Origin of the sequence: Polaromonas sp. (genome assembly GCF_018780625.1) — a bacterium.
In the GTDB taxonomy this organism is placed as follows: Bacteria; Pseudomonadota; Gammaproteobacteria; order Burkholderiales; family Burkholderiaceae_C; genus Polaromonas.
In genome coordinates this window covers 21106-41714 of the sequence record NZ_JADMJK010000082.1, presented here as the reverse complement: position 1 = coordinate 41714, position 20609 = coordinate 21106, and the positions used below count along the sequence as shown (strand labels likewise).

At 61.9% G+C, this 20609-nt stretch carries 22 protein-coding genes; 9 read left to right on the top strand and 13 right to left on the bottom strand.

Going from position 1 to position 20609, the window contains the following annotated elements:
- A partial coding sequence (mutL, locus tag IV091_RS07555) for a DNA mismatch repair endonuclease MutL (protein WP_293467161.1) occupies positions 1–1804 on the bottom strand: 1804 nt, incomplete at its 3' end.
- A 92-nt stretch (positions 1805–1896) separates the two neighbouring features.
- Between mutL and IV091_RS07550 the strand changes: the two genes are divergently transcribed.
- Positions 1897–2559: a DedA family protein gene (locus IV091_RS07550; protein WP_293467159.1), complete on the top strand. Its 663-nt coding sequence runs from the start codon at positions 1897–1899 to the stop codon at positions 2557–2559.
- Between the two features lie 124 nt (positions 2560–2683).
- On the opposite strand, the gene IV091_RS07545 is transcribed toward IV091_RS07550, so the two are convergent.
- The 3 genes from IV091_RS07545 to tsaE form a co-directional block, all read right to left on the bottom strand.
- Positions 2684–2896: a glycine zipper 2TM domain-containing protein gene (locus tag IV091_RS07545; protein WP_293467157.1), complete on the bottom strand. Its 213-nt coding sequence runs from the start codon at positions 2894–2896 to the stop codon at positions 2684–2686.
- Positions 2897–3072: 176 nt separating this feature from the next.
- Positions 3073–4446 (bottom strand): N-acetylmuramoyl-L-alanine amidase, encoded by a 1374-nt coding sequence (locus IV091_RS07540; RefSeq protein ID WP_293467154.1) that lies wholly within the window; start codon positions 4444–4446, stop codon positions 3073–3075.
- Entirely contained in the window at positions 4443–4937 is a 495-nt protein-coding gene (gene tsaE / locus IV091_RS07535; RefSeq protein ID WP_293467151.1) for a tRNA (adenosine(37)-N6)-threonylcarbamoyltransferase complex ATPase subunit type 1 TsaE, read from the bottom strand. Before tsaE ends, IV091_RS07540 begins: the two co-directional genes overlap by 4 nt.
- 27 nt (positions 4938–4964) lie before the next feature.
- On the opposite strand from tsaE, the gene queG reads away from it, so the two are divergent.
- Entirely contained in the window at positions 4965–6020 is a 1056-nt protein-coding gene (queG, locus tag IV091_RS07530; RefSeq protein ID WP_293467165.1) for a tRNA epoxyqueuosine(34) reductase QueG, read from the top strand.
- Between the two features lie 68 nt (positions 6021–6088).
- Here queG and IV091_RS07525 read toward each other — a convergent pair whose 3' ends face one another.
- Positions 6089–6994 carry an AEC family transporter gene (locus IV091_RS07525; RefSeq protein WP_293467163.1) on the bottom strand — a complete coding sequence of 302 codons (906 nt, stop codon included), beginning with the start codon at positions 6992–6994 and terminating at the stop codon, positions 6089–6091.
- A 115-nt stretch (positions 6995–7109) separates the two neighbouring features.
- On the opposite strand from IV091_RS07525, the gene IV091_RS07520 reads away from it, so the two are divergent.
- Complete coding sequence (locus IV091_RS07520) at positions 7110–8090, top strand: tripartite tricarboxylate transporter substrate binding protein BugE (RefSeq protein ID WP_293467149.1); 981 nt, start codon at positions 7110–7112, stop codon at positions 8088–8090.
- A gap of 28 nt (positions 8091–8118) precedes the next feature.
- Complete coding sequence (xerD, locus tag IV091_RS07515; RefSeq protein ID WP_293467147.1) at positions 8119–9021, top strand: site-specific tyrosine recombinase XerD; 903 nt, start codon at positions 8119–8121, stop codon at positions 9019–9021.
- 33 nt (positions 9022–9054) lie between these two features.
- Here the strand turns inward: xerD and IV091_RS07510 are convergent, their stop codons facing one another.
- The gene (locus IV091_RS07510) at positions 9055–10329 is read right to left on the bottom strand and encodes a class I SAM-dependent methyltransferase (RefSeq protein WP_293467144.1); all 1275 of its coding nucleotides are present in this window, start codon (positions 10327–10329) and stop codon (positions 9055–9057) included.
- Positions 10330–10414: 85 nt separating this feature from the next.
- Positions 10415–11236: a ferritin-like domain-containing protein gene (locus tag IV091_RS07505; RefSeq protein WP_293467141.1), complete on the bottom strand. Its 822-nt coding sequence runs from the start codon at positions 11234–11236 to the stop codon at positions 10415–10417.
- A 90-nt stretch (positions 11237–11326) separates the two neighbouring features.
- Here IV091_RS07505 and IV091_RS07500 point away from each other — a divergent pair, with 90 nt between their 5' ends.
- Both IV091_RS07500 and IV091_RS07495 read left to right on the top strand, forming a co-directional pair.
- Positions 11327–11851 carry a gamma carbonic anhydrase family protein gene (locus IV091_RS07500; protein ID WP_293467138.1) on the top strand — a complete coding sequence of 175 codons (525 nt, stop codon included), beginning with the start codon at positions 11327–11329 and terminating at the stop codon, positions 11849–11851.
- A gap of 53 nt (positions 11852–11904) precedes the next feature.
- Entirely contained in the window at positions 11905–12867 is a 963-nt protein-coding gene (locus IV091_RS07495) for an Hsp33 family molecular chaperone HslO (RefSeq protein WP_293467135.1), read from the top strand.
- 17 nt (positions 12868–12884) lie between these two features.
- Here IV091_RS07495 and IV091_RS07490 read toward each other — a convergent pair whose 3' ends face one another.
- From IV091_RS07490 to IV091_RS07465, 6 genes are all read right to left on the bottom strand, one after another.
- Positions 12885–13364, bottom strand: a complete 480-nt coding sequence (locus IV091_RS07490) for a hypothetical protein (RefSeq protein WP_293467132.1) — start codon at positions 13362–13364, stop codon at positions 12885–12887.
- A 76-nt stretch (positions 13365–13440) separates the two neighbouring features.
- Positions 13441–13716, bottom strand: coding sequence for a septum formation initiator family protein (locus tag IV091_RS07485; RefSeq protein WP_293467129.1), 276 nt, complete (start codon positions 13714–13716; stop codon positions 13441–13443).
- Between the two features lie 35 nt (positions 13717–13751).
- Positions 13752–15035, bottom strand: a complete 1284-nt coding sequence (eno, locus tag IV091_RS07480; RefSeq protein WP_293467126.1) for a phosphopyruvate hydratase — start codon at positions 15033–15035, stop codon at positions 13752–13754.
- Positions 15036–15063: 28 nt separating this feature from the next.
- Positions 15064–15369 (bottom strand): DUF1330 domain-containing protein, encoded by a 306-nt coding sequence (locus IV091_RS07475; RefSeq protein WP_293467123.1) that lies wholly within the window; start codon positions 15367–15369, stop codon positions 15064–15066.
- 17 nt (positions 15370–15386) lie between these two features.
- Entirely contained in the window at positions 15387–16241 is an 855-nt protein-coding gene (gene kdsA / locus IV091_RS07470) for a 3-deoxy-8-phosphooctulonate synthase (RefSeq protein WP_293467120.1), read from the bottom strand.
- A 2-nt stretch (positions 16242–16243) separates the two neighbouring features.
- Complete coding sequence (locus IV091_RS07465) at positions 16244–17944, bottom strand: CTP synthase (RefSeq protein ID WP_293467117.1); 1701 nt, start codon at positions 17942–17944, stop codon at positions 16244–16246.
- Positions 17945–18100: 156 nt separating this feature from the next.
- On the opposite strand from IV091_RS07465, the gene coaBC reads away from it, so the two are divergent.
- The 3 genes from coaBC to IV091_RS07450 all read left to right on the top strand — a co-directional run bounded on the left by coaBC (position 18101) and on the right by IV091_RS07450 (position 20601).
- Positions 18101–19354, top strand: a complete 1254-nt coding sequence (gene coaBC, locus IV091_RS07460; RefSeq protein ID WP_293467114.1) for a bifunctional phosphopantothenoylcysteine decarboxylase/phosphopantothenate--cysteine ligase CoaBC — start codon at positions 18101–18103, stop codon at positions 19352–19354.
- A 46-nt stretch (positions 19355–19400) separates the two neighbouring features.
- Positions 19401–19847, top strand: coding sequence for a dUTP diphosphatase (dut, locus tag IV091_RS07455; protein ID WP_293467111.1), 447 nt, complete (start codon positions 19401–19403; stop codon positions 19845–19847).
- Between the two features lie 202 nt (positions 19848–20049).
- Positions 20050–20601: a hypothetical protein gene (locus tag IV091_RS07450; RefSeq protein ID WP_293467108.1), complete on the top strand. Its 552-nt coding sequence runs from the start codon at positions 20050–20052 to the stop codon at positions 20599–20601.
- Positions 20602–20609 lie beyond the last annotated feature (8 nt).

Here is a 20609-nt window from a genome sequence, read left to right as displayed (position 1 = left end):
ATCGCTCGGTCGCTTCCATCTGGCGCAGCAGGGCGTTCATTTCATCCAGGTTCAAGCGCCGGTTGGCGCGCACGGCACCGTGGCAGGCCATGGTCGACAGCAACTCGTTATGCGCCCGCTGAACCACGCTGCTGGAATCCATTTGAGCCAGTTCGGCCAGCACGCTTCTCGCCAGTTCCACCGCGTCGCCCAGTGCCAGGCTGGTGGGAACGGCGCGCACCGCCAGCGTCCGGGGGGAAAAGGCGGTGATCTCCAGGCCCAGCGTGCCAAGCGTTTCGGCGCTGGCTTCGGCCGTTGCGACCTCCTGCGGGCTGGCGGCAAAGGTGGCCGGAATCAGCAGCGGCTGGCTCGCAATGCGGGCGGTGGCGGTGTCGAGCTGGCTTTTCAGCCGTTCGTAGACGATGCGCTCGTGGGCGGCGTGCATGTCGACAATCACCAGCCCCTGGGCGTTTTCGGCCAGCACGTAAATGCCCTGCAGCTGCGCGATGGCGCGGCCCAGCGGCCAGGCCGGCAGGCTGTCGGCCGCTGCGCTGGGGGCTGTGTCCAGATTTGCAGCGGGAGCTGGACTGCTTGAGGTCGAACGCGCCGGCCAGGTTGCTTCGAAGTCGGCGACGCGTCCGTCCTGGGCTGCTCTTAAATTAATAGCTGGTTGCGCCCATCCTTGTTGGGAAAACGGCAGTTTTTCCTTGATTATTTCGGCGGCGGGCTGTGGCGGCGTGTCGGGCCTGTCGGCCTGTGCCGCCAGGGCGGCGCGGGGCGGGGCCAGCGCGTCTTCGGTGGCGTAGCGCACCGCCTGGTGCACCTCGCGGCTGTCGCGAAAGCGCACTTCGATCTTGGTCGGGTGCACGTTCACGTCGACACGGGCCGGGTCCATCTCGATGTACAGCGCATACACCGGCTGGCGGTGGCCGTGCAGCACATCTTCGTAGGCGCTGCGCGCTGCGTGCGTCAGCACCTTGTCGCGCACGAAGCGGCCATTGACATAGGCAAACTGCTGGTCGGCGCGCGCGCGGGCGGCGTCCGGTATGCCGGCGCGGCCCCAGACCCGCACCGCGGGCTGGCCGTCGGCCCGGCGCGCCGGGCTTTCGTACTGCACGGCCACCGACTGCGCCACGAAGTCGCTGCCCAGCACGTCGGCCAGGCGCTGGTCATGCGCAGAAGCACCGCTGCAGGCCCGCCACTGCTCGACCAGCTTGCCTTCGTGCCAGATGGCAAAGCCCACGTCGGGCCGCACCAGCGCGTGGCGGCGCACGGCCTCAATGCAGTGGGCCAGCTCGGTGGCATCGGTTTTCAGGAATTTGCGGCGGGCGGGGGTGGCGTAAAACAGCTCGCGCACCTCCACGCTGGTGCCGCGGTTACGCGCCGCCGGGGTCAGCTCGCCGGTCCGGCCGTCCAGTTGCCAGGCGTGCTCGGTGTCCAGCGTTCTGGACAGCAGGCTCATGTCGGCAATGGAGTTGATGGCGGCCAGGGCCTCGCCCCGAAAACCCATGGTGCCCACCGCCTCCAGGTCTTGCAGCGAGGCAATCTTGCTGGTGGCATGGCGGCGCAGCGCCACAGGCAACTCTTCGCGCGGAATGCCCAGGCCATCGTCTTCAACCAGAATCAGCCGCACGCCGCCGGCCATCAGCCGCACCGTGACCTGGCGGGCTCCGGCGTCCAGCGCGTTGTCGACCAACTCGCGCACCACCGAGGCGGGGCGTTCAACCACTTCGCCGGCGGCAATCTGGCTGATCAACTCGTCGGGAAGGTCGCGTATGGGGCGGCGCGTGCCGGGCAAGGGGGAAGGTAAAGAGGCGTTGGTCACAGTCCTGATTTTAGGGGAGAGGGCGCCGGCATCGGCAGGGGTGGCGCCCTGGCCCACGTTCTTGGTAAAACCCGCGTGTCAAAATCCCCGCCATGGAACTAATTACTTTTCTGATCGACTTCATCCTGCACGTGGACAGGCACCTGGAGGCCTTTACCCAAAGCTACGGCATGTGGGTATACGCGCTGCTGTTCATGATTATTTTTGTCGAGACCGGCGTGGTGGTGATGCCGTTTTTGCCCGGCGACTCCTTGCTGTTCATTGTGGGTGCGCTGTGCGGCGTCGGCCTGCTGAGCCTGCCGCTGGCCATGGGCTTGCTGGTGGTGGCGGCGGTTCTGGGTGACCAGTGCAATTACTCGATAGGCCGCTACTTTGGCCCGCAGGTGTTCAAGTGGGAGCAGTCGCGGTTTTTCAACAAGCGGGCATTCAACCAGGCGCACGAATTTTATGAACGCTACGGCGGCATCACCATCGTCATTGCGCGCTTCATGCCCTTTATTCGCACGTTTGCGCCTTTTGTGGCCGGTGTCGCGGAAATGAACCGCGGAAAATTCACGGCCTTCAACGTGATTGGCGCCCTGATCTGGGTCGTGGGCTTGTGCAGCGCCGGCTACTTTTTTGGCAACTTCCCCTGGGTCAAGGAAAATCTGAGCAAAATCATCTGGGCCATGATCCTGATTCCCGGGCTCATCGTGCTGTACGGGGCCTGGAAGGCCAGCCGCAACAAGGCGCCAGCGCCAGCCATCAACCCTTGACACCCATCCGCCCCGTTGACGGGGCATAAAAAAACGACGCACTGAAATTCAGGCGTCGTTTTTTTGCGGGCCAAGAGGCTGAAACCTCAACCCGCCGGCGCGGCCTCGCGGCCGCGCGCGGTTCTTAGCGCTTCTTGCCGATTTCGTTGCCGATCAGCGCACCAGCTGCGGCGCCGCCCACCGTACCCAGGGTGCTGCCGAAAACGGCGTTGCCCAACAGGCCACCACCAACGGCGCCGACGCCGGTGCCGATTTGCGCATTGGTGGGGTTGCTGGCGCAGCCGGTCAGGGTAATCAGGGCGGCAGCGGCGACGGAGATCAAAATTTTCGTGTTCATAATATTCATCTTTTCTAAAAGTTTCAGGCTTTTCCTAGGGACATTTTCAGCTGTTTGGGGACTTGTGTCCTGGCGCTACCTGTGATTTGACTATAGGCCCTCGGGCGCGGCCCATCTGTAGGAGAAGGCCGCCGTTCCCCGTCGTCCCGGTTTTTGTGCGGCTGGCCTGCGCAGGCTCACAACGCGCGGTTTCGCGCCAGCGGCGGATTCCTGGAGAAGTAGCGCGCAATGCCGCGCATCAGGGCATCGGCGAGCTGTATCTGGTAGCCGTCACTGCGCAGTTTGGCTTCTTCTTCAGGGTTGCTGATGAAGGCGGTTTCCACCAGTACGCTCGGAATGTCGGGCGCTTTGAGGACGGCAAACCCGGCCTGCTCGACCCGGGGTTTGTGCAGCCTGCCCACGGCGCCGATCTCGCCCAGCATGGCGCCGCCGAGCTTCATGCTGTCGCTGATTTGTGCGGTCGTGCTCATGTCCAGCAGGGCTTTTTGAACCTGGGCATCCTTGGCCTTGACATTGATGCCGCCCACCAGGTCGGCGGAGTTCTCCTTGTCGGCGATCCAGCGCGCGGCACTGCTGGAGGCACCCCGTTCGCTCAGCGCAAATACGCTGGCGCCCTGCGGCCTGTCGGTAAAAAAGGCATCGGCGTGAATGCTGATGAACAGGTCGGCCTGCACGCGGCGCGCCTTTTGAACGCGGATGTGCAGCGGCACAAAAAAGTCTGCATCCCGCGTGAGGTAGGCGCGCATGTTGGGCTGCTGGTTGATGCGGTCGCGCAGGCGCAGGGCAATTTGCAGCACCACATCTTTTTCACGCGTGCCGCCAGGGCCGATGGCGCCGGGGTCCTCGCCGCCGTGGCCCGGGTCCAGTGCCACGATGATAAGCCGGTCGGTTCTGGCCTCGACGGTTCTTGGGACAGGGACGGCGCTGTCGGCCGGAGGTCTGGGTGCCGCGGCAATGGCCGGCGCAGGGGGCTGCGCGCTGGGGGCGGCTTTGCCGGACTGCTGCGCCATCAGGTTGCCTAGCGGGTCATGGTCTGGCGTCGGTTCTGCCGCGGGCGCCACGGCCTCCGGTTTGCTGGCCAGTCGCTCCGCAATCAGGGCCTCCAGCGGGTCCGCAACCTGCGCGGGGTAGAGGTCAAACACCAGGCGGTGCTGGTAGGCGGCGACGGGCTTGAGCGTGAACACCTGCGGCAGCATGGCTTGTTTCATGTCCATCACCAGCCGCACCACCCCCGGCGCATTCTGGCCGACGCGAATGCCGGAAATATTGGGGTCGTCTGATTTCACCTTGGCCACCAGTTCGCGCAAGGCCGGAATCAGGTCAACGCCCTGAATGTCCACCGCCAGGCGCGGGGGATTGGTCAAAAAGAACTGCTGTGCCTTGATTTCCGCATCCGACTCGATGGTCAGCCGGGTGTAGTCTTTGGAAGGCCAGACCCGCACCGCCAGAATCGTGGCGCCATGCGCGAGGTGCCGCACGCCCAGCAAGAGCACCACGCTGCCCAGTTGCAGGGCGCTGCGACGGCTGAGCGGTATTGCGGTTTGTTTCATGTGAGCAGTTCCGAGCCTGTGGCGGTAAGTGCGGTCAGCGTGACAGCGCGCGATTCGTCGGCCTGCAGGTCGATCTGGATGCGCAGATCGGGTTGCGGCAAATGGCTACCCGCTTTTTCGGGCCATTCGACCAGTTTGAGCCCGGGGCTGGCAAAAATATCGCGAAACCCGGCTTCTTCCCACTCGTTCGGGTCATTGAATCGGTAAAAGTCGCAGTGCCAGATATGGAGGCCCGGATGCAGGCTGGAGGGGCCCAGCGTGTAGGGCTCGACCACCGCATAGGTGGGGCTCTTGATGCGGCCTTCCACGCCCAGGCTTTGCAGCAGGTGCCGGGCAAAGGTCGTTTTACCGGCACCCAGGTCACCCTGCAGTTCAATCAGGGCGCGGCCAATCGCAGGCCGACTGGCCAGGGCCTGCGCAAAGTCCTGCGTCCCGGCTTCGTTTTGCCAGGCAATGTTTTTTACAATCAGCGGGTGCTCCTTAACAGTCATCAATTCAATCATCAACTGGTCAGTCAAATTCAAACGTGGGCGCGCGAGCTTGGATTTTCGCAAATTGGCATTGCGGGCGTTGATTTATCGTCCGCAGAACCCGGATTATCAGCCTGGCTGGCCGCAGGTTTCCAGGGTGACATGCATTACATGGCGGCGCACGGGCTTAAACGGGCCCGTCCAGCCGAATTGATTCCGGGCACCGTGAGCGTCATCACGGCGCGCATGGATTATTTGCCGGCGGCCACGCCGACCCGGCCCGGCGAATGGCAGGCGCTGGAACTGAGCCGGCTGACGCGGCCTGCCGAGGGCATTGTGTCGGTCTATGCCAGGGGCCGCGACTACCACAAGGTCATGCGTGCGCGGCTGCAAAAGCTCGCTGAACGGATTGCCGCGCAGGTGCAAACGCTGGGGCACCGCGCCTTTACCGACTCGGCTCCGGTGCTTGAAGCCGAGCTGGCCGCCCGCAGCGGCCAGGGCTGGCGCGGCAAGCACACGCTGCTGCTGAACCGGGAGGCCGGGTCGATGTTCTTTTTGGGTGAAATCTATGTCGACCTGGCGCTGCCGCCCAGTGCACCCGTGACGCCGCACTGCGGCAGTTGCAGCGCCTGCATCGATGTGTGCCCGACACAGGCCATCGTGGCGCCTTACAGGCTGGACGCACGCCGTTGCATTTCTTACCTGACGATTGAACATGCCGGATCGATTCCGCTGGAACTGCGGCCGCTGATGGGCAACCGCATTTACGGCTGCGACGATTGCCAGCTGGTGTGTCCCTGGAACAAGTTTGCGCAACGCAGCGCCTTGCCTGACTTTGACGAGCGCCAGGGCCTGACGGGGCAGCAACTGGTGACGCTGATGGCCTGGACCGAGGAAGCGTTCCTGCGCTTCACCGAAGGCAGCCCGATTCGCCGGATTGGCCACGAACGCTGGCTGCGCAACCTGGCGGTGGCGATGGGAAACGCGCTGCATGCGGGCGCTGGCGAAGCGGTCGGGGACGCCGAAATAAGAGCCAGCTTGCTGGCGCGCAGGAGTCACCCCAGTGCGCTGGTCAGGGAGCATGTGCTGTGGGCCCTTTCCTGATCAGCCTCACTCACCGCTCAAGCCTTGGCCGAATCCGGAAATTGTCAATTTGAATTCGGCATCTGGCCCTAGCGCAGCACGCCTAGCGCAAACGCCAGGCTCGCCACGCCGAGCACGGTCGACAGTGTCACCAATCCCGCGACGTAGCCGCCGTTGTAGCCCATGCGCGCTGCCAGCACATAGGCGCTGGAGGCGGTAGGCAAGGCTGAAAATGCCAGCAGGATGGTGGTTTGCGTGGGGGACAGGCCGAATACCGTGGACAGGCCCAGCGCCACCAGCGGCAGTAGCAGATGCCGTATCGAGAGCACCGCCACCGCCAGGGTTTTGGCCTGGGACAAATGACCAAACTGCATGCCTGCGCCAGCGGCCATCAAACCCAGTGCCAGCGAGGCTGCCCCGATGCGCGTGACCGTGGGTTCCAGCCAGGGCGGCATCGAAAACCCCAGCAGATTGGCCACCAGGCCGCTGGCGGTGGCCAGAATCAGCGGGTTGCGCGCCAGCTCGCGCAGAAAGCCGCGCTGCGCATGCCTGGCCATGGGCCAGACCGCCGCTACATTAAAAAGCGGCACGCAAACACCTATCAGCACCGCAATCAGCAGCAGGCCTTCATTGCCCGCCAGCCGCTCGGCCAGCGCCAGGCCAATGAAGGAGTTGAACCGAAAGGCCACCTGGGCGCTGGCCGCATGTTCCCGCCTGTCAATGTACCGGCCCAGCCAGGGCAGGTGCGGCAGGCTGTAGGCCATGGCAATGCCGGCCAGTCCCATCAGCAGCCCGGCGCTGATCAGGCTGGAAGCCGCGACCAGGTCGAGCGGGCTTTTGACAATCGACTGAAACAGCAGCACCGGAAACAGGAAGTAGTACACCAGGCTTTCCACCTGTGCCCACACCGTGCGGTTGAGCGCGGTGTAGCGGCAGACCAGGTAGCCACAAATAATCAGGGAAAAGTCGGGAAAAAGGAGCTGGGCGTAATTCACCGGCCCGAGAATAACCGCAAAATGTCCGGGTTTGCCCTTATGCGTAATCCACAATAAGCAAGCCTTCCACTTGCGCTTACCATTCAGGCTGTCTTTTTATCGTAAGGATGTGACTATGCAACGCCGTTTTCTTTTTTCCTTGTCCACACTCTCTGCTCTGGCGCTCCTCGCCGGGACCGGTTCCGTTTGGGCACAGGCCTATCCCAGCAAGGTCATCAAACTGCAGGTGCCGTTTGCGCCGGGCGGAACGACTGACATCGTGGCGCGTGTGATTTCCGAGCCATTGGGCAAGGCGCTGGGCCAAACCGTCATTGTTGAAAACAAGGCCGGTGGCGGTGGTGTGGTCGGTGCCTCTGAAACGGCCCGCGCGGCGCCGGACGGCTATTCGCTGGGCATGGCGACGGTGTCCACCACGGCGGCCAATCCGGCCATCAACCCCAAAATTCCGTACAACCCGCTGACCGACTTCACGCCCGTCATCAATATTGCCGCAACCCCCAATGTGATCGCGGTGCACCCCAGTTTTCCGGCCAGGACCTACAAGGAGTTCGTGGCGGAGCTTAAAAAGAACCCTGGCAAGTACTCCTTCGCCTCCTCGGGCACGGGCGGCATTGGCCACCTGCAAATGGAGCTGTATAAAAACCTCAGCGGCACATTCATCACCCACATTCCCTACCGCGGCGCTGGCCCGGCCCTGAACGACACCGTGGCGGGCCAGGTCCCCGTCATTTTTGACAACCTGCCTTCCGCGCTGCCTTTCATCCAGCAAAAGCGACTGATCGCCATCGTGGTGGCCGCGCCCCAGCGGCTGGCAGTGTTGCCCGATGTGCCGACCTTCAAGGAAGTGGGGCTGGAGCCTGTGAACCGCATGGCGTACTACGGCATGTTGGGCCCCAAGGGCCTGCCAAAAGACATCGTTGACAAGCTCAATGCGGGTGTCAAGAAGTCGCTTGAAGATCCGGCTGTGCGTAAACGCATTGAGGACACGGGCTCGCTGGTCGTTGCCAACACGCCAGAGCAGTTTGCGGCGCAGATCAAGGCTGAGTACGAGGTCTACAAGAAGGTGGTCGAGACTTCCAAGCTCAAGCTTGAGTAAGTGAGTCAGTAAATTGCGGTCGTCGGGTTTGTTGCCCGCCAGCCAGCACAGCATTGACGGGTTTGTCGATGCTGTGTGGCTGGAAGACGGCTTGAGCAAAAACACGCTGGAGGCGTACCGGCGCGATTTGACGCTTTACGCGCGCTGGCTGGGCGCGCCCGAGCAGCGTTGCCGGCTGCTCGACGAGACGCTGGAGAGCGATCTGGCAGCGTACTTTTCCGCGATGCACGAGGCCACCAAGGCAACGTCCGCGAACCGGCGCCTGACGGTGTTCAAGCGCTACTTTCGCTGGGCGCTGCGTGAGCGTCTCATTGCGGCAGATCCCACGCTGAAGCTCCAGGCGGCCAGGCAGGCGCTGCGGGTGCCCAAAACCATGAGCGAAGCCCAGGTCGATGCCTTGCTGGCAGCGCCCGCCGACGATGAAGCGCTGGGGCAGCGCGACCGCGCCATGCTGGAGCTGATGTATGCCAGTGGCCTGCGCGTGAGCGAGCTGGTCGGTCTCAAGACCTTTCACCTCGGGCTCAATGAAGGCGTGCTGCGCGTCATGGGCAAGGGCGGCAAGGAGCGGCTGGTGCCTTTCGGGCAGGTGGCGCGGGAATGGGTGGTGCTGTATCTGGCCGAGGCACGGCCGGCGATTTTGGGCGGCCAGCAAACCGAGGACTTGTTTGTGACAGGCCACGGCCATGGCATGAGCCGGGTCATGTTCTGGAAGCTTGTCAAAAAGTATGCGGGCCTGGCGGGAATCACGTCACCGCTGTCGCCGCATACTTTGCGCCATGCGTTTGCTACCCATTTGTTGAACCACGGCGCTGACCTGCGCGCCGTGCAGTTGCTGCTGGGGCATGCCGATATTTCGACCACCACGATTTACACCCATGTGGCCAGGGAGCGCCTCAAGGCGCTGCATGCGGAGCATCATCCGCGCGGCTGAATTCCAAACCAGCCAGACGCACGGCCAGGACGCTCAGTGGTACATATAGTCCCGGCTGAAAGGGTATACCGACCGGGCGCCTTTTATTGGCAATTGCCGCACGTCGCCCGAGGGCCGGGTCGCCAGGATCTGGTGCAGCGACAGCCAGCCTTGTTCAAAACTCGTGGCGCTGCCGGCCAGATACAGGCGGTAGGCGCGCAGGGTTTTCTCGGCGCGCTCCGGTCCGCCGTCTGCGGCCAGCACCTGCCGGGCTTCATCGAGCCTGGCCTCCAGGGCGTCCGACCAGTCCCACAGCGTGCGGGCGTAGTGCGGCCTCAGGTTTTCGGTGTCGACCATCTCCAGCCCGGCGCGCGACAGGTGCTCCAGCACGGCGCTGACGTGCAGCAACTCACCGCCCGGAAAGATGTATTTTTCAATAAAGTCACCCATGCCGGCGCCCAGCTGCCGGTTTTCAAGCCCGCCGGCCGTGATGCCGTGGTTCAGCACCATGCCGCCGGGGGTGAGCAGGCGCAGGACCTTTTCAAAGTAGGCGGTCATGTTCTCGCGCCCCACATGCTCAAACATGCCAACGGAAGATATTTTGTTGAAGGGCTGGTCTTCGGCCAGGTCGCGGTAGTCGCGCAGTTCCACCCGCACGTGGTGGCCCAGGCCTTTTGCCGCAATCAGTTGCTGCACATGGGCATGCTGGTTTCTTGACAGCGTGATGCCGGTGGCATCGACGCCGTAATGCTCGGCCGCCCACAGCAGCAGCGCGCCCCAGCCCGAGCCAACATCCAGAAAACGCTCGCCGGGTTGCAGCATGAGCTTGCGGCAGATGTGGTCCAGTTTGGCTTCCTGGGCGCGCGCCAACGCGGTGGGCGTGTCGGTCAACGCACTGAAGTCCCGGTAATAGGCGCATGAGTAGACCTGGCGCGGGTCCAGCCACAGCGCATAAAACGCGTCTGAAACGTCGTAATGAAACTGCACCTGGGCGGCATCTTTTGCGGGCGTGTGGGCGCCCAGCGATCTGGCGTGTTGCAGCAGCCCGGACCACCAGCCGCTGTTGCTTTCCACCGGGTTTCCGGGCAGCAGCGTGGTGACGGCGCGCATGACATCGCGCATGGCGCCGTCAATCTGCAGTTTGCCCTCCACATAGTCTTCGGCCAGCGCACCGATCTGGCCGGCCTTGAGGCGGGCGATGCCCGACCATTTTGAAAACGACAGCTTGACCGGCGCATCGGGCTGGCCCAGATGCTGGCCTTGCGGCAACTGCAGCGCGATGTCTGCAGGCAGACGCGATGGAATGCTTGGAGCGAAGTACCGGATCATGAGCTACCTCCCTGTGGTGCCTACTTTTTTTGATCGGTTTCAGTCTAGCGCCCTTCAATTTTTTTCGTTGTTACAAAGCGTAGCCTCAGGTGCTTGCGCTCAACAGGGCCAGTTCGGCTTCGTCAAACCCGGCATCGCGGCGGGCGGCGAGGTTCAGCGGGCCCTTCAGGCGGGGTGCGCCGTACTGCCGGGCCAGCCTGGCGTAGGTGGCCAGCGGTTCCAGGCCGCGCTGGGCGCACAGCACGCGGTACCAGTGATTGCCGATGGCTACGTGGCCGATTTCGTCGCGCAGAATGATGTCCAGAATGGCGACCGCGCGCAGGGCGTCGGGGGTGCCGACCTTGCGCAGCTTGGCCTGCATGGGGGGCGTGGCGTCCAGCCCCCGGGCTTCCAGCGTGCGTGGCACCAGGGCCATGCGCGCCAGCACGTCGCCTTCGGTTTTTTCAGTCATGTCCCACAGGCCAGTATGCCCGGGAAAGTCGCCGTAGCTGTAACCCATGCTTTGCAGCAGGGCTTGCAGCAGGCTGAAGTGTTGCGCCTCTTCAGCCGCCACTTTCACCCAGTCCAGGTAGTACGCGGGCGGCATGCCTGAAAAACGCCAGGCGGCATCGAGTGCCAGGTTGATGGCGTTGAACTCAATGTGCGTCACGGCGTGCAGCAGGGCGGCCAGACCTTCCTGGGTGAAGGCCGAACGCCTGGGCATGTCCAGGTGGACTCGCAACTCCGGCCGCGCCGGGCACCCGGGCAGGCCGGTCGGTGGCTGTAAAACAGTATCATGTGCTATAAAAAAAGCAGCAGAGTTTTCTTGCAAGGCATGGGCTAGAAGCACTTTTTGTTGTGGATCAGCTTCCATCAGGGCTTGCAGGGCAAGCTGTCGCAATTCGGCGGGGAGGCGAGTGTTGGGCATGGCTGGATTGTCGACGACGGGCGCGAAGGCGGCTCCGTACAATCCAGGCTTACCCCAACACACCGCAGACCACCTATTAAAGGACACGCCATGGCGATTTATCAACTCGACGATTTGATTCCCACCCTGCATCCATCCGCTTGGGTCGCTGACAGCGCGCAGGTCATGGGCAACGTGACATTGGCCGAGGACAGCAGCGTCTGGTTTGGCGTGGTGATCCGGGGCGACATGGACGCCATTACGGTGGGCAAGGGCTCCAATATCCAGGACAGCAGCGTGCTTCACACCGACCAGGGCGTGCCCTTGACCATTGGCGAAAACGTGACCGTGGGCCATCAGGTCATGCTGCATGGCTGCACCATTGGCGACGGCTCGCTGATCGGCATTCAGGCCGTGATCCTCAATGGCGCCAAAATTGGCAAAAATTGCCTGGTGGGCGCGGGCTCGCTGGTGACCGAGGGGAAAGAGTTTCCCGACGGATCCATGATCTTCGGCAGTCCGGCCAAAGCGGTGCGCCAGCTCTCTGAAGAGCAGATAGAGGGTTTAAAAATGAGCGCCCAGCGCTATATAAACAATGCCCGTCGCTATAAAGCCGGGCTCAAGAAGCTGGCCTGAGCGGCCAGCTTTCGTTTTCTTCCACTCAGCCTGCACTCTTTTACGCCTAAGCCATGTCCGAACTCCATAAATTTATCTTTGACGGCCTGCCCGTGCGCGGCATGCTCGTGCGCCTGACCGATTCCTGGCAAGAAATCCTCAAGCGCCGCGAGGCGGCCGGCGGTTACCCGGTCGAGGTGATGCACCTGCTCGGTGAAATGACGGCGGCGGGCGCCCTGATGCAGGGCAACATCAAGTTCAATGGCGCGCTGGTGCTGCAGATTTTTGGCGATGGACCAGTCAAGCTGGCCGTGGCCGAGGTACAGCCCGACTTGGGTCTGCGCGCGACCGCGACCGTGACGGGTTCTGTGGATCAGGGTAGCTCGCTAAGCCAGCTGGTCAACGTGAATAACGAAGGGCGCTGCGCCATCACGCTGGACCCAAAAGACAAGTTTCCGGGTCAGCAGCCTTACCAGGGCGTGGTGCCGCTGTTTGGCGACCAGCGCGAAAAACTTGAAAACCTGAGCGAAGTGCTGGAGCACTACATGCTACAAAGCGAGCAGCTCGACACCAAACTGATTCTGGCCGCGGACGGGAACATAGCGGCGGGCCTGCTGATCCAGCGCCTGCCTGTCAAGGGGGAGGGCAACCTTGAAGGGCAGACCGACCGCGATGCCAATGAAGACCAGATCGGCGTGAATGAAGACTACCGGCGCATTGCCTTGCTGGCCGGCACGCTTAAGCGGGAAGAGCTGCTGACGCTGGATGTGGATACGATTTTGCATCGTCTGTTCTGGCAAGAGCCCATCACGCGCTTTGAGCCCTTGACGCCGCATTTTGCATGCAGCTGCTCGCGGGAGCGCGTGCGCAACATGCTGCGCAGTCTGGGCACGGATGAGATTGAAGGCATCATTGCCGAACGCGGCAACGTCGAGGTGGGGTGCGAGTTCTGCGGGGCGCAGTACGTGTTCGATCCCGTGGATGCGGCGCAGGTTTTTACCCATCAGGGCCATCAGCCGCCTTCAACGGTCCAATAACGGTCCAATAAAGCGGCTCAAGCCTTGCTGCGGTGGGCCAGCAGCGCACTCAGCAGCCGATGTTCGCACTGCGGGTCGCTGCATTTATCGCACATCCAGACCCAAGGGCTGGTCTTGGGCTTGCCGGCTTGGCCGCCTGGCAACAGCATCCAAGAGCGGGGCAACAGCAGGCGTTGAGCCGCCTGGAGCGCCTGGGCAAGGCGTTCCTCGCCCTCGCCGTAAATCACCTGGTAAGGCACGCCAGCGTTTGCCAATGCAGTCCGAATCAGTCCGTCCTCGGCTTCCAGTGTTCCTGCGGAGCATGCCGATGCTTGCCGGATTTTCAGCCCCATGAGCAGGGTCAGGTTGTTTGGCGCAAGGCCTGTCAGGCGTTCTGGCGTGTCGGCCACCACCACCTCGAATGCATGTTCCCCGCAGGCTTGCAGCGCCCGGGTCAAGGCCGCCGCCAGTTCCAGCTTCCCCGTGTTGGCTGCGCCAGCCAAGGCAATTTTCAGCATCGTCAGGCCAGAAGATCAAGTAAAACGCAGGGATAAAAGAGCCCGCGCTGCAAGGCGCGGGGAGGGCCGCTTGCGTTTAAGGAGTGATTTGCACAAAAATTTCGTTGGGCTTGACCATGCCCAACTCGCTGCGCGCCTTTTCTTCAACCATTTCCAGGCCCTCCTGGAGATCCTTGACTTCGGCGGCCAACTGGTCGTTGCTGGCCTGGGCCTGCACATTTTCTGCAAGTTGCTTGTCCAGCCGCTGCTGCATCTCGCGTACGCTGGGAAGACTGCCCCGGCCATTCCAGAGTTGCGCATGAAACAACACCAGCAGCGCAATCAGGATGGCAGGGACAATGCGGTTTACCACGGGATGCTCAGCTGGGTACAGTCAGTGCCTGGCGTTCAGCGCAGGTTGTAGAACGCAGCGCGGCCGGGATAAGACGCGACCTCGCCCAAGTCCTCTTCTATGCGCAGCAGCTGGTTGTACTTGGCCATGCGGTCCGAGCGCGACAGCGAGCCGGTCTTGATCTGGCCGGCGTTGGTGCCTACGGCGATATCGGCAATCGTCGAGTCTTCGGTTTCGCCCGAGCGGTGCGAGATCACGGCGGTGTAGCCCGCGCGCTTGGCCATTTCAATGGCGGCAAAGGTCTCGGTCAGGGTGCCGATCTGGTTGATCTTGATCAGGATCGAATTGGCAATACCCTTGTCGATGCCTTCCTTGAGAATCTTGGTGTTGGTGACAAACAAGTCGTCACCGACGATCTGCACGTTCTTGCCGAGGCGATCCGTCAGGATTTTCCAGCCATCCCAGTCGCCTTCGGCCATGCCGTCTTCGATGCTGATGATGGGGTATTTGTCAACCCAGGTCGCCAGCATGTCGGTCCATTCCTGGGCTGACAGGCTCAGGCCTTCGCTGGAGAGTTCGTACCGGCCTTCCTTGTAGAACTCGGACGCGGCGCAATCGAGGCCCAGTGCAATCTGCTCGCCTGCCACAAAGCCGGCCTTGTCAATCGCTTCCAGGATCATCTGGATTGCCGCCTCGTGGTTGGCCACGCTGGGTGCAAAGCCGCCTTCGTCCCCGACTGCGGTGCTCATGCCCTTGTCGTGCAAAATGGTTTTCAGCGCATGAAAGACTTCAGCGCCGTAACGCATGGCTTCACGAAAAGTTGGCGCACCGACCGGAATGATCATCAATTCCTGGAGGTCCAGGTTGTTGTTGGCGTGTGCGCCGCCGTTGACCACGTTCATCATCGGCACAGGCATCTGCATGGCCGCACTGCCGCCAAAGTAGCGGTACAGCGGCAGGCCGGCTTCTTCAGCCGCGGCGCGGGCCACGGCCATGCTGACGGCCAGCATGGCGTTGGCGCCCAGGCGCGATTTGTTGTCAGTGCCGTCCAGGTCGATCAGGGTGCGGTCCAGAAAAGCCTGCTCGCTGGCGTCCAGGCCCAGCACGGCTTCGGAGATCTCGGTGTTGATATGGTCGACGGCCTTGAGCACGCCTTTGCCGAGGTAACGGGACTTGTCGCCGTCACGCAGTTCAATGGCTTCACGTGAACCGGTGGAGGCGCCTGACGGCACCGAGGCGCGGCCCATGACGCCGGATTCCAGCAGCACATCGCATTCAACGGTAGGGTTGCCACGGCTGTCGAGAATTTCGCGGCCGACGATATCAACAATTGCGCTCATTATTTTCCTTGGGAAGTAGAAAAGTGTTTCAGATGGGGGCCGCAACGCCCTCGACCAAAACCATGTTAAAAAATTCAGTGGCGCCCAAGCGTTTTGAACGTGCGGTCTGGTACATCTCACCGTCGTAAAAGGCTTTGGCGGTCTCGTAACTCGGGAATCGCAGCATGGCGATGCGGCTGGGTTGCCACTGGCCTTCCAGGGCCTCAAAGCGGCCCCCGCGCACCAGGTACTCGCCGCCGGCAGCCGCGACAGCGGCGGGCGCAACGGCCATGTATTGCTTGTACTGCTCCGGGTCGGTGATCAGCATGTCAACAATGATGTAGGCCGCAGGCATGGTCTTTTCCGGTGGGTTCAGTTGAAGTTGTTCTCTAGAAAACCATTCTTCTTGGTCACGCGGTCCAGTTCAAGCAACGTCTCCAGCAGCGCTTTCATGTGCTTGAGCGGAACAGCATTGGGCCCGTCGCTCATCGCCTTGGCCGGGTCCGGATGGGTTTCCATGAAGAGGCCGGCAATGCCAACCGCGACTGCCGCCCGTGCCAGTACGGGCACCATCTCACGCTGGCCGCCGCTGCTGGTGCCCATGCCGCCGGGTAGCTGTACCGAATGGGTGGCGTCAAACACCACGGGTGCGTTGGTTTCGCGCATGATCGCCAGGCTGCGCATGTCGGAGACCAGATTGTTGTAGCCAAAACTGGCGCCACGCTCGCAGGCCATGAAGTTGTCTTCATCAAGCCCCATTTCGCGGGCTGCAGCGCGCGCTTTGTCGATCACGTTTTTCATGTCGCCGGGCGCTAAAAACTGGCCTTTCTTGATATTGACCGGTTTGCCCGATTGCGCAACAGCACGGATGAAGTCGGTTTGGCGGCACAAAAAGGCGGGGGTCTGCAGCACGTCCACCACGCTGGCAACCTGGGCAATCTGCGATGCGTCGTGGATGTCCGTCAGCACCGGCAGTTGAAGTTCGCGCTTGACCTTGGCCAGAATCGCAAGGCCCTGGTCGATGCCGGGGCCGCGAAAAGTGCTGCCCGACGAACGGTTGGCCTTGTCAAAGCTGCTCTTGAAAATGAACGGAATGCCCAGCGCGGAAGTGATTTCCTTCAGCGTGCCCGCCGTGTCCATCTGCAATTGCTCCGATTCAATGACGCAGGGCCCTGCAATCAGGAAAAAGGGCTGGTCCAGGCCGATGTCAAATCCGCACAGTTTCATGGTCAGGCCACCGCTTTCAAGGGTTTGGTCCCCGATTGTGGGTCATGCGCTGCCTGGCTCCTGCTGACACGCTGCTTCAGCGTCGCAGCGATGTAGGCATTGAACAGCGGATGTCCGTTCCACGGCGTGGATTTGAACTCAGGGTGGAACTGAACGCCCATGTACCAGGGGTGAACATCCTGCGGCAACTCGACAATTTCCGTCAGGTGTTCGCGCTGCGTCAGCGCCGAAATCACCAAGCCAGCCTTGCGCAAGGTATCGAGGAAGTTGACGTTGGCTTCATAGCGGTGGCGGTGGCGTTCCGTCACCACATCGCCATAAATTTTGTGGGCCAGGGTTTCTTTGGCCACGTCAGAGCTTTGGGCGCCCAGCCGCATGGTGCCGCCCAGATCGGACTTGGCATGGCGCGTCTTGATGGTGCCGTCAGCGTCTTTCCACTCTGTGATGAGTGCAATGACAGGGTTCGGGCTGCTCGGGTCAAATTCGGTGCTGTTGGCGTCCTTGAGTCCGGCGACGTGGCGGGCAAACTCAATGGTGGCCACCTGCATGCCCAGGCAGATGCCCAGGTAGGGGATTTTGTTTTCACGGGCAAAGCGGGCGGCGCAAATTTTGCCTTCGACGCCGCGAATGCCAAAGCCGCCGGGCACCAAAATGCCGTCAAAGTGTGTCAGTTGCGACACGTTGTCGGGGGTGATGGTTTCGGAGTCGATGTACGCGATGACCACCTTGGCGTGGTTCTTCATGCCGGCATGCCGCAAGGCTTCGTTGAGGGACTTGTAGCTGTCGCTCAGGTCCACGTACTTGCCGACCATGGCAATGCTGACTTCAGCCTTGGGGTGCTCGGTTTCATACACCAGGTCGTCCCAGCGCTTGAGGTTGGCCGGAGGCGTATTCAGGCGCAGCTTGTCGCAGATCAGGCCGTCCAGCCCCTGCTCGTGCAGCATGCGGGGCACCTTGTAGATCGTGTCCACGTCCCACATGGAAATCACACCCCATTCGGGGACGTTGGAGAACAGCGAGATCTTGTCGCGCTCTTCCGCCGGAATAGGGCGGTCGGCCCGGCACAGCAGTACGTCGGCCTGGATGCCGATTTCACGCAGTTGCTTGGCCGTGTGCTGTGTTGGCTTGGTTTTGAGTTCACCCGCAGCCGCAATCCAGGGCACATAGCTCAGGTGCACAAAGGCGGTGTTGTTGGGCCCCATGCGCAGGCTCATCTGGCGCACGGCTTCCAGAAAGGGCAGGGACTCAATGTCGCCGACCGTGCCGCCGATTTCAACAATCGCCACGTCCACCGCGTCAGGTGTGTCATAGCGCGCACCGCGCTTGATGAAGTCCTGGATTTCATTGGTGATGTGCGGAATCACCTGAACCGTCTTGCCCAGATAGTCGCCGCGGCGTTCTTTGTCAAGCACACTTTGGTAAATCTGGCCGGTGGTGAAGTTGTTGGCCTTGCGCATGCGCGTTTCAATGAAACGCTCGTAATGGCCCAGATCGAGGTCGGTTTCTGCCCCGTCTTCGGTCACAAAAACCTCGCCATGCTGGAGCGGCGACATCGTGCCCGGATCCACGTTGATATAGGGATCGAGCTTGATGAGAGTGACTTTGAGGCCTCGCGATTCAAGGATCGCAGCTAAGGAGGCTGATGCGATTCCCTTGCCCAGGGAAGACACCACACCGCCGGTGACGAAGACAAATTTGGTCATGTCAGTTACGAACCGGGAGTTCGCTAAGGTGGTAAACGGAGATTATAGGGGGTGGGCGCGCGAGCGCCGCCAGCCCCCTGACCAAACTGAAACATTCGCAGCCGGACCCCTTTGCCTGCGCTTGAGCGGCCGTGTTTAGCTGCTACATTGCCGGGCATGACAAATGAAACAAACGGCCCGAGCAGTGGCGACTGTACGCAGGATCTGGCCGGCAAACATCTCTTGCTGGGCTTGTCGGGCGGGATTGCCTGCTATAAGGCGGCCGAGTTGTGCCGTGCACTGATCAAGGCCGGCGCCACCGTGCAGGTGGTCATGACCGAGGCGGCCGAGCAGTTCATCACCCCGGTCACGATGCAGGCGCTCAGTGGTCGGCCGGTCTACACCAGCCAATGGGACAGCCGTGAGGCCAACAACATGGCGCATATCAACCTGTCTCGGGAAGCCGACGCAATCTTGATTGCGCCTTGCAGCGCCGACTTTATGGCCAAACTGCTGCATGGCCGGGCCGATGACCTGCTGAGCCTGATGTGTCTGGCCAGGCCGCTCGACCAGGTGCCGCTGCTGCTGGCGCCGGCGATGAACCGCGAGATGTACGCGCATCCGGCGACCCAGCGCAACTTGCTTCAGTTGGCGGCGGATGGCGCGACGGTGCTGGGCGTGGGGACAGGCTTTCAGGCTTGCGGCGAGACCGGCGACGGCCGCATGCTGGAGCCCGACCAGTTGCTGGAGGACGTCATTGCGTTTTTTACGCCCAAGGTACTGGCCGGCCAGCAGGTGCTGGTGACGGCTGGCCCGACCTACGAGGCGATCGACCCGGTGCGCGGCATCACCAATCTGTCGAGCGGAAAAATGGGCTTTGCGATTGCACGCGCGGCGCGTGAGGCCGGCGCCCAAGTGACGCTGGTTGCGGGGCCGGTGAGCCTGCCCACGCCGCGCGGGGTTACGCGGGTGGATGTGAAGTCGGCATCAGATATGCTTGATGCCGTTGTATCGCATGCCAAGTTTGCTACTATTTTTATAGCTACTGCCGCTGTGGCCGATTGGCGGCCCGCAGCGCCCGCCATGCAAAAAATCAAGAAGGATGGTTCTGGCCACGCGCCGCAACTGGAATTTGCTGAAAATACCGACATTCTGGCCACCGTCGCCCGGTCTGCCGCGGCCCAGGCGGGCGCGTTGTATTGCGTGGGTTTTGCCGCAGAAAGCCACGATCTGCTGGAGAACGCCCAAGCCAAGCGCCTGCGCAAAAAAGTGCCGCTGCTGGTGGGCAACATCGGACCCGATACCTTTGGCCAGGACCACAATGCGCTGCTGCTGGTGGACGCGCAGGGCAACACTGCGCTGCCCAGAGCTTCCAAGCTCTCGCTCGCGCGCCGGCTGGTTCAGGAGATCGCAAGCAGAATCGGCGCGTAAGACCGCACGCTTGGAATAGTTTTAAAGAAATCAATGCTGCCAATTTATGAAAATCGACCTCAAGATCATTGACCCGCGCCTTCAGGGCAATCTCCCCAATTACGCCACGCCCGGAAGTGCCGGCCTGGACTTGCGCGCTTGCCTGGATGCTCCGCTGACACTGGGTGCCAATGCGTGGCAACTGGTGCCCACTGGAATCGCCATTTATCTGCACAACCCCGGTTTTGCGGCGCTGATTCTGCCGCGCTCCGGGCTGGGCCACAAACACGGCATTGTGCTGGGCAACCTGGTGGGCCTGATCGACAGCGACTACCAGGGCCAGCTGATGGTCAGTGCCTGGAATCGCAGCGATGTGCCGTTTACCATTGAGCCCATGGAGCGGATTGCCCAGCTGGTGATCGTGCCCGTTGCGCAGGTTCAGTTCAATGTGGTGGCAGAATTTCCAGCCAGCGAACGCGGCGAGGGCGGCTACGGCTCCACCGGCAAGGGCTGAGAGCGCTTGCCGCACCAAGGCGTGTTCGCCTACACGGGTGCCTCAGCTTATCTGACGGCGTCGTTGGTGCAATTCCCACCGCCTCCGGGCTGGCTGGGGCATTTAATACACTCATCAGCAGTGAAGCCAACTAAGGCGGCTCGCCTGGCGGGCAGCCTTCAGGCTTGGCGCACTGTTTTGATGTTAATCACAGGAGATTTTCATGCGCAGTTCATTACGCATTACGGCCGTAGTTTCATCCATCGTCGTGCTGGCAGGCCTTGCCGCTTGCGCGCAGCCCATGGGCAGCATGGCACCGATGGGTTCATACCCTACGTCGACCTATCCGGCGGCGACTTACCCGGCAGCGACTTATCCCGCTGCAACCTATCCGTCATCGTCCTATCCCGCCGGGAACGTGAATCCTGCCTATGTTGAATACGGCCGCGTCACCAATATCGAAGTCATCCGAACCCAAGGCGAAGGCCAGGGCACCGGCGCAGGAGCCATCATTGGCGGTCTTGCTGGCGGTGTCATTGGTAACCAGGTTGGCGGTGGCTCGGGACGCGACGTTGCCCGAATCGCCGGCATTGTAGGCGGCGCGCTGGCCGGCAATGCCATTGAGAAAAATACGAGAACGCAGGTCATTGAAACCTATCGTATCTCTGTACAAACCGACAACGGTGCCCGCCGCTCCTTCGACCTCGGGTCTACCGGCGACTTGCGTCCGGGTGACCGCGTCCGTATTGAAAACGGGCAACTGTTCCGTTATTGATCATCGGC